The organism is Pseudomonas sp. GW822-FHT02G04, from assembly GCF_058802085.1.
This window is the reverse complement of sequence record NZ_JBXANU010000009.1, coordinates 95,732-110,119: the sequence shown is the minus strand read 5'-3', so window position 1 is coordinate 110,119 and position 14,388 is coordinate 95,732. Positions and strand designations below refer to the sequence as shown.

Here is a 14,388-nt window from a genome sequence, read left to right as displayed (position 1 = left end):
CATCCAAAGATTGATGCGACAGATTACGTTTTGCCGGTGCTGGATAAAAGAGACTCGTAACAGCGGCTCCATCTCGACGACTCAAGTAAAAGACTATTCCTATCACCCCCCAATACTCCCCCTATTAGCTGACTGCTTTATAGACGTCTACCCTTACTGGAGCGCTGGCGTCAGCCGGCCGGTTGAGACCTGAGAAGAGATACGAATGAGTCAGAAAGCGTACTAGGCTTGCCGTGGGCCACCGTGCTGGCAACTCGATTGCCGCTATCCGGATTTCCCGTGTGACCACGACGATCAATTGATCGCACGGCTACAGCCTATGTCATTGATTCCGCTCGTCGCTATTGCGTGCCCAACCCCGGGCCGGATAGCCGGATGAACACGACCAAAGGTAGCGCATACATGGCAAATGAATCGAAATGCCCGTTCAAACACGCCGCCGCTGGCGGTGGTACGACGAACCGCGATTGGTGGCCGAACCAACTGAACCTTAGGATCCTGCACCAGCACTCGCCCCTGTCCGACCCCATGGACGAGGGCTTCAACTACACCGAAGCGTTCAAAAAACTGGACTTTGCGGCGGTCAAGCAAGACCTGCATGCACTGATGACTGATTCGCAAGACTGGTGGCCTGCGGACTTCGGTCACTATGGGCCACTGTTTATTCGCATGGCCTGGCACGCCGCCGGCACATACCGCGTCGGTGACGGCCGTGGCGGTGCCGGCTCCGGTCAGCAGCGCTTTGCACCGCTCAACAGTTGGCCGGACAACGTCAGCCTCGACAAGGCGCGCCGGCTGCTTTGGCCGATCAAGCAAAAGTATGGGGACAACATCTCCTGGGCCGACCTGATCGTCCTCACCGGCAACGTCGCGCTGGAGTCCATGGGCTTCAAGACCTTTGGTTTTTCTGGCGGTCGGCCAGACGTCTGGGAACCGGATGAAGATGTCTACTGGGGCACCGAAAGCACGTGGCTGGGCGGTGACGTCCGCTACGGCAAAGATACAGAAGCCATGCAAGCACCCGGCGAACGCAACCTGGAGAACCCGCTCGCCGCCGTGCAAATGGGCCTGATCTACGTCAACCCGGAAGGCCCGGAAGGCAAGCCGGACCCAGTCGCTGCGGCGATAGACATCCGCGAAACCTTCGGGCGCATGGCGATGAATGACGAAGAAACCGTGGCGCTGATCGCCGGCGGCCACGCCTTCGGTAAAACCCACGGTGCCGGCCCTGCCGAAAACGTCGGCGCCGAACCCGAAGCCGCTGGCCTCGAACAGCAAGGCCTGGGCTGGAAAAGCGCTTTCGGCAGCGGTAAAGGTGGCGACACCATCACCAGCGGCCTGGAAGTGACCTGGACCACCACACCCACGAAGTGGAGCAACAACTACCTGGAAAACCTGTTCGGCTTCGAGTGGGAACTGACCAAGAGCCCGGCGGGTGCCAACCAGTGGACGGCGAAAGGCGGTGCCGGCGCGGGCATCATTCCGGATGCTCACGACCCGTCCAAGCGGCGTAACCCAACCATGCTGACCACGGACCTGTCGCTGCGATTCGACCCGATCTATGAACCGATTTCGCGGCGCTTCCTCGCCAATCCGGACCAGTTGGCCGACGCCTTCGCCCGCGCCTGGTTCAAACTGATCCACCGCGACATGGGCCCCCTCTCCCGCTACCTCGGCCCGGAAATGCCCAACGAAGTACTCCTGTGGCAAGACCCGATCCCGCCGGTCGACCACCCCTTGGTCAACGACAGCGACATCGCCGCGCTCAAAAGCAAGCTCCTGGCCAGCGGTCTGACCGTCTCGCAATTGGTATCAACCGCCTGGGCAGCAGCCTCCACCTTCCGCGGCTCCGACAAACGTGGCGGCGCCAACGGCGGACGCCTGCGCCTGGCCCCGCAGAAATCCTGGCAGGCCAACCAGCCTGAGCAACTGGCGAGCGTGTTGGCGAAACTCGAAAGCATCCAGAACGAGTTCAACAGCGCGCAAACCGGCGGCAAGAAAATCTCCCTGGCCGACCTGATCGTGCTGGCCGGTTGTGCCGGCGTCGAACAAGCGGCAAAAAATGCCGGCCACACTGTGACGGTGCCTTTCACACCGGGACGCATGGACGCCTCGCAAGAGCAAACGGACGTTGAATCCTTCGGCTACCTCGAACCCGCCGCCGATGGCTTCCGCAACTACCTCAAAACCCGCTACCGCGTACCAGCCGAGGCACTGCTGATCGACAAGGCGCAACTGCTGACCCTCACCGCGCCGGAAATGACCGTGCTCATTGGTGGCCTGCGCGTGCTGAACACCAACGTCGGCCAAACCCAACACGGTGTGCTCACGAAGCAGCCGGGAGCGTTGACCAACGACTTCTTCAAAAACCTGCTCGACATGGGCGTGGAATGGAAACCGGTGTCGCAGGCCAATGAAGAGTTCGAAGGGCGCGACCGCAAAACCGGCGATCTCAAATGGACAGGGACGCGTGTTGATCTGGTGTTTGGCTCGAATGCGCAATTGAGGGCGTTGGCTGAGGTTTATGCCTGCAACGACGCGAAGGAGAAGTTTGTGAAAGACTTCGTGGCAGCCTGGGTCAAGGTGATGAATCTGGATCGGTTTGATCTGAGGTGATGCAAGCGCTCAATCCAGCGTGAAAAAAAGCCCACTGACCGTTACTGGTTCAGTGGGCTTTTTATTGCTTGGCCCTCAGGTTCAATCCCAAGTGGAACCAAAGCACTAGCGATATAGGTTTTTCCCAACTAGGGTTCTCAATAGCGCATCACCGACGTAGCGAACCGAAGGAGCCAGATCATTGATGAGGTCTTTTTGTGTCGCGATCGCGTTCGTAGCGCCCATCGTGTTGTCCACCACTGTCACGGCTGAAGTACTTGCGCATAAGACAGCGCTCACGTTTGTTGCTCAAACCCATGTGGGCGACAGCCTGCCAACACTTGCCCTGTTGGCGGCAAAGAAAACACAAACCTTTGCGATGCTCATCGAAAAGTTAGGGAGTGAAAAAGCACACAGTGCCGTATCGAGCGAAATCAATGCGCTACTTCCACAGTACCAGCCGAAATGGAATCAGAATCTTGCTGCGGCTTATGAGAAGTCTTTTACTGAAGAAGAGCTGTCATCGCTCGCTTCTGAAGGCCAGGCATCCAAATACGCTGGCAAAGTGCTGGAGCGGCGAACTGAAATCGGCAGAGACATGCAGTCCAGCTCTACCCCGATACTGATTGCCCTTGTATCCGAGGCACTTAAGGCGGCCTATTCCAAACATATTCGTTGAAGCGCTCTTGTCTCCCCTCTGCTATCAGCTTGTCCGAAGAAAACCAACGCCTCCCTGTGCGGAGGCGTTGTGCTTTTTACTGATCGCAGGACGAGACTAAACGGGAGAGATCGTGGCAAGCGCACCAATCAAAATGGTCAACACCAGAAATCCACCCAGGAAAATTGCCATCTTGCCCATGGGGCCTCCTACGCTATGAGTTTGCGGTGCAGCGGTTACCGCCACTGCTGACCGTGCCGTCATTGTGAGCCGCAGGCTGATCCCATTACAGATGCAGATAGCCCAGAAAAATACGGATCAGATCCGAAGTTCTCGCCCGCGTAGGAGCTGCCGAAGGCTGCGATCTTTTGATCTTTGCTACGACTCTTTAATCGGCGCTCTCTAATCTCTTGTCGAGTGTATGGGTGAGACACAACGCCTCATCTTTCAACGAGCTGCAGAAGGCGTCGACGAAGATTGACGAGGGTCGATAGTCAGGCCTGATCAACATAACGCGATAGGGAATAGACACGTTGATCGGCCGAATGGCCAATCCTCTGCCTGACTCCTCCACGGCAGTCAACGGGTTGATAATCGCTACCCCCAACTGTTGCCTGACCATGGCGCAGACCGATGTGGCGTTGGTTGTTTCGATGACGGTATGCCGATCGACTCCGGCCCGGCGAAAGTGCTCATCGAGCGTCTGACGATAGATATCCAGACCCGAAAAGTTAATGAAATCGACACCGCGAAAGTCTTCCATTACGAGGAGTGACCTGGACAGCAAAGGGTGACCCTCTGGAAGTATGCAGACCATGTCGGCACAAAAGAGCAATTCCCCTTGGGTGCCTCGAGGCACATGCTCACCCTCGGTCAATCCGAGGTCGTAACGCTGGGCGCTGAGTGACTCTTCCAGTAAGGGGGATTCCTGTGCAGCAATGCTCAAGCCTATGCCGACATGCCGTTGCTGAAAGTGCTTACAGGCCTTGGGCAACAAGGTCTGGGACAACATCGGAAGACAGGCAATGCTCAGTTGGCCATGTTCGAAGCGACGAATCGATTGTGCAACGCTGTTGACTCGTTCCAACCCAATGTAGGACTGTTCTACCTCTTCGAACAGCATAATGGCCTGAGCCGTCGGTACCAGTCTCCCTCCCTCTCGGTCAAACAGCCGAAGGCCAGAGATACTTTCAAGCCGCGCCAGTTCTCGGCTGATCGTGGGTTGGGAAGTAAATAGTAAACGCGCTGCGCCGGTGACGCTCCCTGCCTGCATGATGGCGCGGAAGACTTCGATATGCCGTATGGAAATTCCCACATCTGGCCTCCGCCAGTTGATCAAGACCCATATCAAAACTGAATCGACCTGCAAAGAATAGATATTTTATTGAATGTCGAATGGTCGACATGATGGCTTCTCTCCTTACTTCAGATTGAATACCTCCATGCCCGATCATTCCGTTTTCCTGCCATTAGCCGAGTCTGCGAGACAGCACGGCACCCCGTTTTGGTGTTACGACGCCCAGACCATCAGGGCACGCATCGACCAACTGCAAGGCTTCGATGTCATTCGATATGCGCAAAAAGCCTGCTCGAACCTGCATATTCTCCGGTTGATCCGCGAACAAGGCGTGCGGATCGATGCCGTATCACTGGGCGAAATCGAGCGGGCGCTGCTCGCTGGATACAGCCCTGCCGGTGACCCGGCGGGTATTGTTCTGACCTGTGATCTGTTCGATGAAGCGACATTGCGACGTGTCGTCGAACTGAGCATTGAGGTCAATACCGGCTCGATTGATATGCTCCGTCAATTGGGCCAACAGTCTGCGGGCCATCGCGTCTGGCTGCGGATCAATCCTGGGTTCGGCCACGGCCACAGCCGCAAGACCAATACCGGTGGTGAAAACAGCAAGCATGGAATCTGGCATGGTCAGGTTCAGGAAGCCCTCAGCGTGATTCGGCAATTCGGGCTGAAGCTGGTGGGATTGCACATGCATATCGGTTCCGGTGTGGATTACGTACACCTTGAGCAAGTGGGCTGCGCAATGCTCTCGGCTGTGAAGGCACTCGACCACGATATCGAAGCATTCTCCATCGGCGGGGGGCTTTCCACACCTTATCGTGTGGGGGATGAGCCGGTGGATATCCAGCGTTATGCGAACGCCTGGTGCCAGGTCAAACAGGACATCGAGGCTTTTCTCGCTCACCCGGTACGGATGGAGATCGAGCCAGGCCGATTCCTGGTAGCCGAGTCAGGCTATTTGGTCACCGAAGTCCGTGCGGTAAAAAAAGTAGGCAGTCGAAACTTCGTCCTGGTGAATGCCGGCTTTAATGACCTGATGCGGCCAGCCCTCTATGGCGCCTATCACCACATGACCTTGCTGGATTCCCAAGGTGTCCCGGTCAGTCGTCCGGAGCACCTCTGTGTAGTGGGAGGTCCCTTGTGCGAATCCGGTGATATTTTTACGCAGGATGAACAGGGTGTCACACCCCGTTTGCTACCTGAAGCGCAGGTTGGCGACTTGCTGGTCATGCACGATACCGGCGCGTACGGTGCCTCGATGTCATCCAACTACAACAGCCGACCACTGTTGCCGGAAGTGTTGATCGAGCAAGGGCAAGCTAAATTGATTCGACGCCCGCAGCCATTGTCGGATTTGCTGGCCTTGGAGTTGGGGCTTTAAAAGCCATCAATCCACAATGAACAACTTCGCACCGCTGGTGGTAAACGAGCGGTGCCCCTCGGCATCGTTGCCCACCTGATAGCTCATTCCGGCAGTCAGCGTGAACTGGCGGCCATCTTCCAGTTCTGTGTGCAACTCGCCTTCCAGGCACAACAGGATATGGCCTCTCCAGCACCAATGATCGGCCAGATATCCGGGGCTGTATTCAACCATCCGCACACGCGTCGAACCAAACTGGCATGTCCGCCAATAGGCCGTGCCCGTCTGGCCGGCGTGCTCGACCGGTTCGATCTTCGACCAATCGGTAGTCCCAAAGGGGATGGCGGTAAGGTCCATTATTGCCTCATCAACTTGAAGTGAATACGGACCCTATCAATCGGGCCACGCTGCCGATAGACACAGATGGCCCGCATTTACGGAATACAGGCTTGAGAGCAAAAACTAGTTGCCCCGCCCGCCACCAAACGACCACTCATCTGCCGCGGTCGTGGTAATCACCACCATGACATCCTCAGAGTCGATGCCCGGCGCTCGGCCCAGTTTCTCGACCAGATTGCGATAGAAACGCTGTTTCGTCTCGATGTCTCGAGGGCGACCGGCAGTAATCGCGATCAGCACAAAGTCATGGCTGCGCGGACCGCCCAAGTAGTCGGGATCAAATATCAGCTCGCCCACTTCATGCTGGTGAATCACCTGGAACCGGTCGGCCATCGGCACTTCGAAGCTTTCTACCAAGGCGTCGTGCAGCCCTTGTGAAAGGGCCTGTAAATACTCGGCAGACTTTCCCCGGTGCAGTGAAATACGTGCAAACGGCATTAAGACCTACTCCTGAAAAACCAACTGACAGGGGAAAACTATCAAGTCGCGATCATTCCGAATATCAGATTAAATAGCAGCCTTAGTCCTGAATTAGTGGATGATTCGATGCGCCGTCCGACCTTCGATCTTGATGTGCTGCGTACTTTCGTGACCGGCGTGGAGTTCAACAGCTTTGCCAAGGCGGCGGATCGGCTCAATCGCTCGACGTCTGCCGTGAGCGCACAACTCAAGAAGCTTGAGGAACAGGTAGGCACGCCAGTGCTGTCAAAATCCGGTCGAGGGTTGGTGTTGACGCCGGTGGGTGAAACCCTGCTCAGCCATGCCCGCCGACTGCTTGAACTGAACGACAGCATTTTCCAGACCCTGCACGAAAGCCAGACCGCCGCCACGGTACGCCTTGGGCTCCAGGAAGACTTTGGCGAACACTTTCTCAGCGACATTCTGCGACGCTACGTCAAGATGTACCCGATGGTGAGCCTCGAAGTCAGGATCGCACGTAATACCGAACTGCTTGCATTGATCGACAGCGGTGGCCTTGACCTGGCCCTGTCTTGGGACACAGGGCACAAGTCCCCCTACGCCACGCGCCTGGGTGAAACACAGATGCACTGGATCGGGCCTCGTGACACGCCCCCCATCAGCGGTTCTGTCGATTCCCCCCTGCCATTGATCATGTTCGACGCCCCTTGCGTGTTGCGCAGCGCGGCTACCCAGGCACTGGATGAAATGCGGATTCCCTGGCGAATCGCGCTGACCAGCCCCGGCGTTGGTGGAATCTGGGCGGCCGTTGCGGCCGGTTTGGGCCTCACGGTGCGGACCCGCATTGGGCTGCCAGGGCATCTCGCCGTCATTGACGGTCTACCCCCGCTGCCGACCCTCGGCTATGTGCTTTATCGAGGAGCAGAACACTTGGCGCCTGCCACCCGACAATTGGCTGTGTTGATACAAACGAGTCTGGAAGCGCAGGCGTTCAGTATCACTGGCGGAGCCCCCGAGGCGGGTAGCGAATAACTAACGAGCCTGCGGATCAATCTGACCCAACAGTATATTGACGTCAAAAAACAGAAGTCGCGCGATTACAGCTGAGGGGTTGGGCGTGAAATATAGGCATATGATTTATATAGACTTTTAAAAAAGTCGGAATTGGTAGCGCAGAGTTATCTAGAGGCTTCTATTATTTCGTTACCGCCGAATTCGGCCCAATCATTGTTATGCGTCAACGACAACGCAAGCCCTTAATCAATAATTATGGGAGGGTAACATGTCGACAAAAAAAATAACTGCCTTACTCGTGCTGGCTTTTAGCTTTTTCGGAGTGACGAGTTGTGCCAACATAAGACATTATTCAGAAGTCTCAAGCGAAAGAAACAAGAGCATTGTTTCTGATATTGACTATTATGACCTTGCATACAATGTAGATGTTATTGTGCTTCCTGCAGAAATAAAAACCAAAGAAAATGCAGATACAGACAACAACTTTTCAGATGAATTACAAATTTCAAACTGGGGAAACACCATCAAGAATGCGACCCAGAAAGAAATTCATAACAGTGATCGCTTTATCGAATTTGGACATTACAGCGGCCGCATTGAAATAAGTGCAGAAATATCTTCAGTATCTATAAGCAACGCCCGAGGCGGGACCCGATCGAAATGCAATGTTGTTTACACATATAAAGATTTAGCGGCAGGAAAAATTCTCTCCAGGCATGACAGTGCCATTGAATTAATAGCGCCACCCTCTGCCATACCAAAAACCAGCAATAGTTTTTCTTACAGCCTTGACCAACTTACATATGCTATCGCTCGCGAGGCGATTTTTGGCCTCATTCGATTGTCGCCTGTTGCCGATATCCAGCTAACGCAGAAGCAAGTAAAATTTTATAACTCAAACATTAAAAGAAAACCCAACCAAATTATTAGCTATGTGCCGATCGACAGTCTTATTCACAAGAACAAAAAAGAACTAAACTCTGCTTTTTCAATGGCTAAGAAAACGCAAAAAAATAGTAATAAGTCGACGAAGAAAAACAAGCCAACAGTTAAAGCAGACACCGTCTCCGCTCCCGCCACCCTCCCTCTGAAATCTAACACAGCTAGTGATACACCCACCGCAAACACCGTTACATCTAGTGAAAACCCTGTCAGTCAGAATTCAAGCCAGGCTGCGCCTGAAACTAAAACAGACGATAGCAGTTCAAGCGGCATTACTAGCTCATTGGAGCCATTGAAGGATGACACCGTTAAAAACGACGCGCCAAGTTATGACACCAGCGGACCTAAAATCGATGTATCGGCAGAGCAAGAAAGAGCAATGGATGAATGTTTGAAGGCGGAAAAAGCAAAGTTACAGGGAGCGAAAGACAATGCCGCTTCACGCACCGGATATACAACCGTGCCGGGGCTCTATCAACCTCAAAACAAGGTACCGGCAGTGCAAGAAAGAGCAATGGATGAATGTTTGAAGAGGGAAAAAGCAAAGTTACGGTAAGTGACTGGCAATGCTGCTTCACGTACCGGAAATACAGTCGTGCGCCGGGACGCTACCGATCTCAAGACAAGGTAGAGGCAGAGCAAGAAAGAGCAATGGATGAATGGATAAAAAGCCTGGAATTGATGTACGACGATGAGTGAAGCCGTCCTATTCAGGGCTGCTCCGCAGCCCAACGGGAGCAAGCTCCCTCGCCACAAAAGCGTCTCCTTTTGGCGATTCTCGCAAATCATCTGCACTGAATCCCACCCACAAAAAAGCCCACTGACCGTCACCGGTTCAGTGGGCTTTTGACAGGGCCTCTAGTTACAGAGCCATATCCGTCGCAGCATTCTCTTTCACTGCCTTAGGCTTCTCAGCCGGGGCAGCAGGAGCCGCTGCCTGACCGATCACCGGCGGCGGAGTCAGCTCCAGCACCTTGGCGGTGTAAGCCCACTCTTGAGCCACTTTCTCAGGGCTGTTGTTCAGCTGAGTGCCATAGCTAGGCACGATCTGGTGCAGCTTTTCCTGCCAGGCTGGGGTGGCAACCTTGTCCTTGAACACTTTCTGCAACACGGTCAGCATGATCGGTGCGGCAGTCGATGCGCCTGGCGATGCGCCCAGCAGACCGGCGATGGTGCCGTCAGCGGAAGCAACGATTTCGGTACCCAACTTCAGCACGCCACCGGCGGCTTCATCACGCTTGATGATTTGCACGCGTTGGCCGGCTTGCCACAGGCGCCAGTCTTCGGCTTTGGCGTTCGGGAAGTATTCTTTCAGGGCGTTGAGGCGGTCTTCGTCAGACAGCATCAGTTGGCCTGCGAGGTACTCGACCAGCGGGTATTCCTTGATGCCGACGCGGGTCATTGGCCACACGTTGTGCGTGGTGGTGGTGGTCAGCAGGTCCAGGTACGAGCCTTCTTTGAGGAACTTGGTGCTGAAGGTCGCGAATGGGCCAAACAGGATGACGCGCTTGCCGTCCAGAACACGGGTGTCCAGGTGCGGAACCGACATTGGCGGTGCGCCAACGGAGGCTTTGCCGTAGGCCTTGGCCAGGTGTTGTTCAGCGATGGCCGGGTTATCGGTGACCAGGAACGAACCGCCAACCGGGAAGCCTGCGTATTCCTGGGCTTCAGGAATGCCGGACTTCTGCAGCAGGTGCAGTGCACCGCCGCCCGCGCCGATGAACACGAACTTGGCGTCGGTTTCGGTTTTGGTGCCGTCTTTCAGGTTTTTGTAGCTGACGCGCCAGCTGCCGTCTGCGTTCTTGGTGATGTCTTGCACTTCGCTAGACAACTTCAAGTCGAACTTCGGTGTGGTTTGCAGGTGCGCGACGAACTGGCGGGTGATCTCGCCAAAGTTCATGTCGGTGCCGATCGGGCTCCAGGTGGCCGCGACTTTCTGGTTCGGGTCACGCCCTTCCATCATCAGCGGAACCCACTTCTTGATCACAGCCGGGTCTTCGGAGTACTGCATGCCGGCGAACAGCGGGCTTGCTTGCAGGGCTTCGTAGCGCTTCTTCAGGAACTTGATGTTGTCATCGCCCCACACAAAGCTCATGTGCGGAGTGGAGTTGATGAACGAACGCGGGTTCTTCAGCACGCCTTGCTGAACCTGCCAGGCCCAGAACTGACGGGAGATCTGGAAGGCTTCGTTGATTTCAACGGCTTTCGCGATCTGGACGTTGCCCTTGTCGTCTTCCGGGGTGTAGTTCAGCTCGGCCAGGGCGGAGTGACCGGTACCGGCGTTGTTCCAGCCGTTGGAGCTTTCCTGGGCGACGCCGTCGAGGCGCTCAACCATTTCCATCGACAAGTCGGGTTCCAGCTCATTGAGCCATACACCCAGCGTTGCACTCATGATGCCGCCGCCAATGAGCAGCACATCGACTTTCTTTGCCTCCGCGTAAGCGGACGTGATCCCCATCGACAAAGCCAGCCCCAGCAGGGCCGTGTTCAGTTTCTTAAACATCTGTAACACCTATGATAAACGCCATCCGCCTCCAATTCCCGATCATGAGCAACCCAGGTGTACGGGTACGCAGGCAGCGTGCCGTGGGTTCCTGCACTTACAAGAGTTTGAAGGTGGGCACACAAGGCCGACGTGTCTCCATCGACCTCAGTTATATGTCCCTCGTGCACTGACTTCTTATCATTATTGGCTCAGCTACTTGAGCGACATTGATTCTGTCGCACGTCTGTGGACGTACGAACCGAATAAGTCAAACCAAGTTAATGCGACAGAATATCACGCCTCGGCCAGCCTGCGCGCCCGAAAGGACTCAACAGTCTAGACGGGACGAGGCCCGTGCTCGGCGTCCTTGCTCAAACGATCCAGCACAAACGCCTTGGCGTTGCGCGTCATTTGGTCCAGATGCCGGTCGCGCTGCTTCTCTGCATCGATCATTGCCCGCTTGCCGTGTTTATGCAGCAGATACGTATGTATCTGCCGCACCTCCAAAGAACTGTAGATCGATGTGACATCCAACAGGCCCATCAGGCCTTCGGTGCCGTGATCACGGGTGTTCATCAGCACCTGAGTGCCGCGCACGCCCAGTACTTGAAAGCCCATCGACTCGAACCAGGGCACCTTCGCGACGGTGCACGTCAACTCGGCATGCGGGTAGCGGCCGAGCATGCCTTGCAGCATTGTCCGCGCGACGCCCCGCCGCCGATGGCTGGCCTGCACCGCCATGTACGCCACGCCGCAGGCCTCGGGATCGTCCTTGACCGGCAGGTAAAGCAAAAAGCCGATGACCTTCTCAGGGTCTTCGTCGTCGGTGGCGACGATCAATTCGACCGCAATGCCTTTGGTGCCGCCGAGCGCTTCCAGGTACAAATGAACTTCATAGCCCACCGTGTATTGATAGACGTTGTACAACGGGTTGCTCGGTGCGATGCCTACCATGCTGATGTCGGTCAGGTTGTCGACGACCATCTGCAGAATCTGGCTGTTGATGGGCTCCGGGCATGGAGTGGCAAAGTGGGTGAGCTGGGGCATTGCGTTTCTGACTCCGGATCAAGGCTTACTGAGTATCAGCCCCACCATTGTCACAGATCGAGCCCCTCGCAGGAAAATCAACGCTGCGGCGCGACGATGCGGAAACGGATGTCGATGTCGTTGGAGACCACCGTATCGGCCCACTCCCCCTCCCCGATCTTGAAGTCGCTGCGTTTGAGAATGATGTTGCCATCGAAAATCCCGATGGCCTGCTCCGGCTTCAACAGCACCTTCACCTGCAACTCACGCGTCATGCCCCTGAGATTAAGTTTGCCGGTGATCAGGTAGCGTTGATTGCCCAGCGCTTTCACCCGGGTCGATTCAAAAGTCGCCACCGGATAGTCCGCCGTGTTGAACCAGGCAGGCTTTTGCAGCTCGGTATTGGCATCGCTGCTGCCGGCGTCGATGCTGGCAAGGTCGATGGTCAGTCTGGCGTGGGCCGCGGTGGGATTTGCCGTGTCGAAATCGAGCGTGGCGTCGAATTTGCCGAAAGTGCCGTACACCCTCGAACCGAATTGGTTATAGGTGAAGGAGATCTTGCTGGCGGTGGTGTTGACCCGGGTGTATTCGACGGCTTGGGCGCAGGGCAAGGCGCCGATCGTGAGGATCGCGAGCAATGCGGCTAAACGCGGGAATCGAAGATGCATGGAATTCTCCGGGTGGGGCGCCCTTCAGGGATTGAAGTGCCGCACCCGTGTGGCTGCGATAGCTGGACTTAAGCAAATAATCGATGGTTATTCCAGCCAAATGCGCAGCCGAATGCAGCCTCGCGAGCTCGGCTGCTGCTACAAGTCGCATTACAACTTAAGAACTCGTGTGTAGGGGCCGACTATGTATAAGCCCCAACTATCCACTTCACTTTCTCCAGCGCCTCTCGCAGCGCGCCCATCTCCACGGAGCCCAACGCAAGACGAAACGCATGCGGAACGTTGGCCGAAGTGGCAAACGGTTCTGCGGTTGAAACCGACACGTTTTCCCGCATCAACGCCATGGCGATCTGGTCGGCCCGTGCGTCTTCCGACAATGGCAGCCAAAGAAAATACGACGATGGGTGGCGAATACAGCGCAGCCCCGCCAGTACCTCGCCAGCCACGATTTGCCTGGCCTGCGCATCCCGGCGCTTTTCGGCTTCCAGTTGCATGACGGTGCCGTCGTCAAGCCAGGTGGTGGCAATTGCCGTCATCACCCCCGGGGTATTCCAGGTGGTCGCCTTGATCGTGCGCTCCAGCGCGGGCACGTTCTGCAGGGGGGCAGCGACGAAACCTACGCGCAGTCCGGTGGCCACGCTTTTGGACAGCCCTGACACGTAGATCGTCCTCTCGGGGGCGAGTGCCGCCAGCGGTGCGGGGGGATTCTCCGCGAGGAAGGCGTAAGCGGCGTCTTCAATGATCAGCAGCCCATGCTCGCGCGCAATCGTCACCAGATTTTCGCGTTGCTCGGCACTCATCACCCAGCCCAGCGGATTGTGCAGGGTCGGCATCGTGTACACGGCCCGCACGCGTCGATGGCGGCACAGGCTTTCCAGCGCCTGCAGATCAGGCCCGTGATCGAGCACCGGAATGGGCACGATTTCAAGGTGCAGTGTGTCGGCCAGGACTTTGAATCCCGGGTAGGTCAATGCGTCGGCTGCAATCACGTCACCGGGTTGCAACAGCGCCATCATCGTCACCGCCAGCCCTTGCTGGGCGCCGGTGACGATCAGCACTTGTTCAGCCTCAACCGTCAGACCGCGAACGCGTAAATGGCGCGCCACAGCGGCGCGTTCATGAGGGCGCCCGGCGTGTGGCTGATAGCGCAGCAACGCTTCCAGATCGCCGGCAGAGGCGAGTTGGCGCAGGGCATTGCGCAACAATTCGGCCTGCCCGGGAAGCGCTGGATAGTTGAAGTTCAGGTCGGTCATGCCGGCGGCAACGCTGTGTTGGTCGATCGCCTGGTTGGGCGACCACGACGTTTCCCTGACGAACGTCCCCCGCCCCGTCTCCCCGCTGACCAGACCCATGGCTTCCAACTCCGCATAGACCCGGCTTGCCGTCACCAGGGCCAGGCCTTCCGTGGTCGCCAACTGGCGGTGAGTCGGCAGGCGCGTGCCCGGCAACAGGCGCCCTGAACGAATATCCGCGGCAAACGTATCCACCAGTGATTTGTAGCGGGAACGAGGCATGAGCAGA

General features: G+C 56.4%; 12 protein-coding genes. 5 read left to right on the top strand and 7 right to left on the bottom strand.

From position 1 onward, the window contains the following. Positions 1-375 precede the first annotated feature (375 nt). Entirely contained in the window at positions 376-2,616 is a 2,241-nt protein-coding gene (gene katG / locus AC1RO5_RS14290; RefSeq protein ID WP_493175681.1) for a catalase/peroxidase HPI, read from the top strand. 184 nt (positions 2,617-2,800) lie between these two features. Further along, complete coding sequence (locus AC1RO5_RS14285; RefSeq protein ID WP_493175679.1) at positions 2,801-3,274, top strand: hypothetical protein; 474 nt, start codon at positions 2,801-2,803, stop codon at positions 3,272-3,274. Between the two features lie 367 nt (positions 3,275-3,641). Here AC1RO5_RS14285 and AC1RO5_RS14280 read toward each other — a convergent pair whose 3' ends face one another. Then, the gene (locus AC1RO5_RS14280; RefSeq protein ID WP_493175676.1) at positions 3,642-4,568 is read right to left on the bottom strand and encodes a LysR family transcriptional regulator; all 927 of its coding nucleotides are present in this window, start codon (positions 4,566-4,568) and stop codon (positions 3,642-3,644) included. A 127-nt stretch (positions 4,569-4,695) separates the two neighbouring features. Between AC1RO5_RS14280 and lysA the strand changes: the two genes are divergently transcribed. After that, the gene (lysA, locus tag AC1RO5_RS14275) at positions 4,696-5,934 is read left to right on the top strand and encodes a diaminopimelate decarboxylase (protein ID WP_493175834.1); all 1,239 of its coding nucleotides are present in this window, start codon (positions 4,696-4,698) and stop codon (positions 5,932-5,934) included. Positions 5,935-5,940: 6 nt separating this feature from the next. Here the strand turns inward: lysA and AC1RO5_RS14270 are convergent, their stop codons facing one another. Both AC1RO5_RS14270 and AC1RO5_RS14265 read right to left on the bottom strand, forming a co-directional pair. Next, the gene (locus AC1RO5_RS14270) at positions 5,941-6,270 is read right to left on the bottom strand and encodes a DHCW motif cupin fold protein (RefSeq protein WP_007935309.1); all 330 of its coding nucleotides are present in this window, start codon (positions 6,268-6,270) and stop codon (positions 5,941-5,943) included. A gap of 105 nt (positions 6,271-6,375) precedes the next feature. Next, positions 6,376-6,750 carry a tautomerase family protein gene (locus tag AC1RO5_RS14265; RefSeq protein ID WP_493175674.1) on the bottom strand — a complete coding sequence of 125 codons (375 nt, stop codon included), beginning with the start codon at positions 6,748-6,750 and terminating at the stop codon, positions 6,376-6,378. Positions 6,751-6,858: 108 nt separating this feature from the next. Here AC1RO5_RS14265 and AC1RO5_RS14260 point away from each other — a divergent pair, with 108 nt between their 5' ends. Both AC1RO5_RS14260 and AC1RO5_RS14255 read left to right on the top strand, forming a co-directional pair. Next, a complete protein-coding gene (locus tag AC1RO5_RS14260) occupies positions 6,859-7,764 on the top strand; it encodes a LysR substrate-binding domain-containing protein (RefSeq protein ID WP_493175673.1) in 906 nt (301 codons plus the stop codon). A 250-nt stretch (positions 7,765-8,014) separates the two neighbouring features. Continuing rightward, positions 8,015-9,244: a hypothetical protein gene (locus AC1RO5_RS14255; RefSeq protein ID WP_493175672.1), complete on the top strand. Its 1,230-nt coding sequence runs from the start codon at positions 8,015-8,017 to the stop codon at positions 9,242-9,244. Between the two features lie 306 nt (positions 9,245-9,550). Here AC1RO5_RS14255 and mqo read toward each other — a convergent pair whose 3' ends face one another. The 4 genes from mqo to AC1RO5_RS14235 form a co-directional block, all read right to left on the bottom strand. Beyond that, positions 9,551-11,191, bottom strand: a complete 1,641-nt coding sequence (mqo, locus tag AC1RO5_RS14250) for a malate dehydrogenase (quinone) (RefSeq protein ID WP_493175670.1) — start codon at positions 11,189-11,191, stop codon at positions 9,551-9,553. 318 nt (positions 11,192-11,509) lie between these two features. Then, positions 11,510-12,220, bottom strand: a complete 711-nt coding sequence (locus tag AC1RO5_RS14245) for a GNAT family N-acetyltransferase (RefSeq protein ID WP_493175668.1) — start codon at positions 12,218-12,220, stop codon at positions 11,510-11,512. Between the two features lie 77 nt (positions 12,221-12,297). Further along, a complete protein-coding gene (locus AC1RO5_RS14240; protein ID WP_493175666.1) occupies positions 12,298-12,867 on the bottom strand; it encodes a YceI family protein in 570 nt (189 codons plus the stop codon). A gap of 182 nt (positions 12,868-13,049) precedes the next feature. Beyond that, complete coding sequence (locus tag AC1RO5_RS14235; RefSeq protein WP_493175664.1) at positions 13,050-14,381, bottom strand: aminotransferase-like domain-containing protein; 1,332 nt, start codon at positions 14,379-14,381, stop codon at positions 13,050-13,052. Positions 14,382-14,388: the final 7 nt, after the last annotated feature.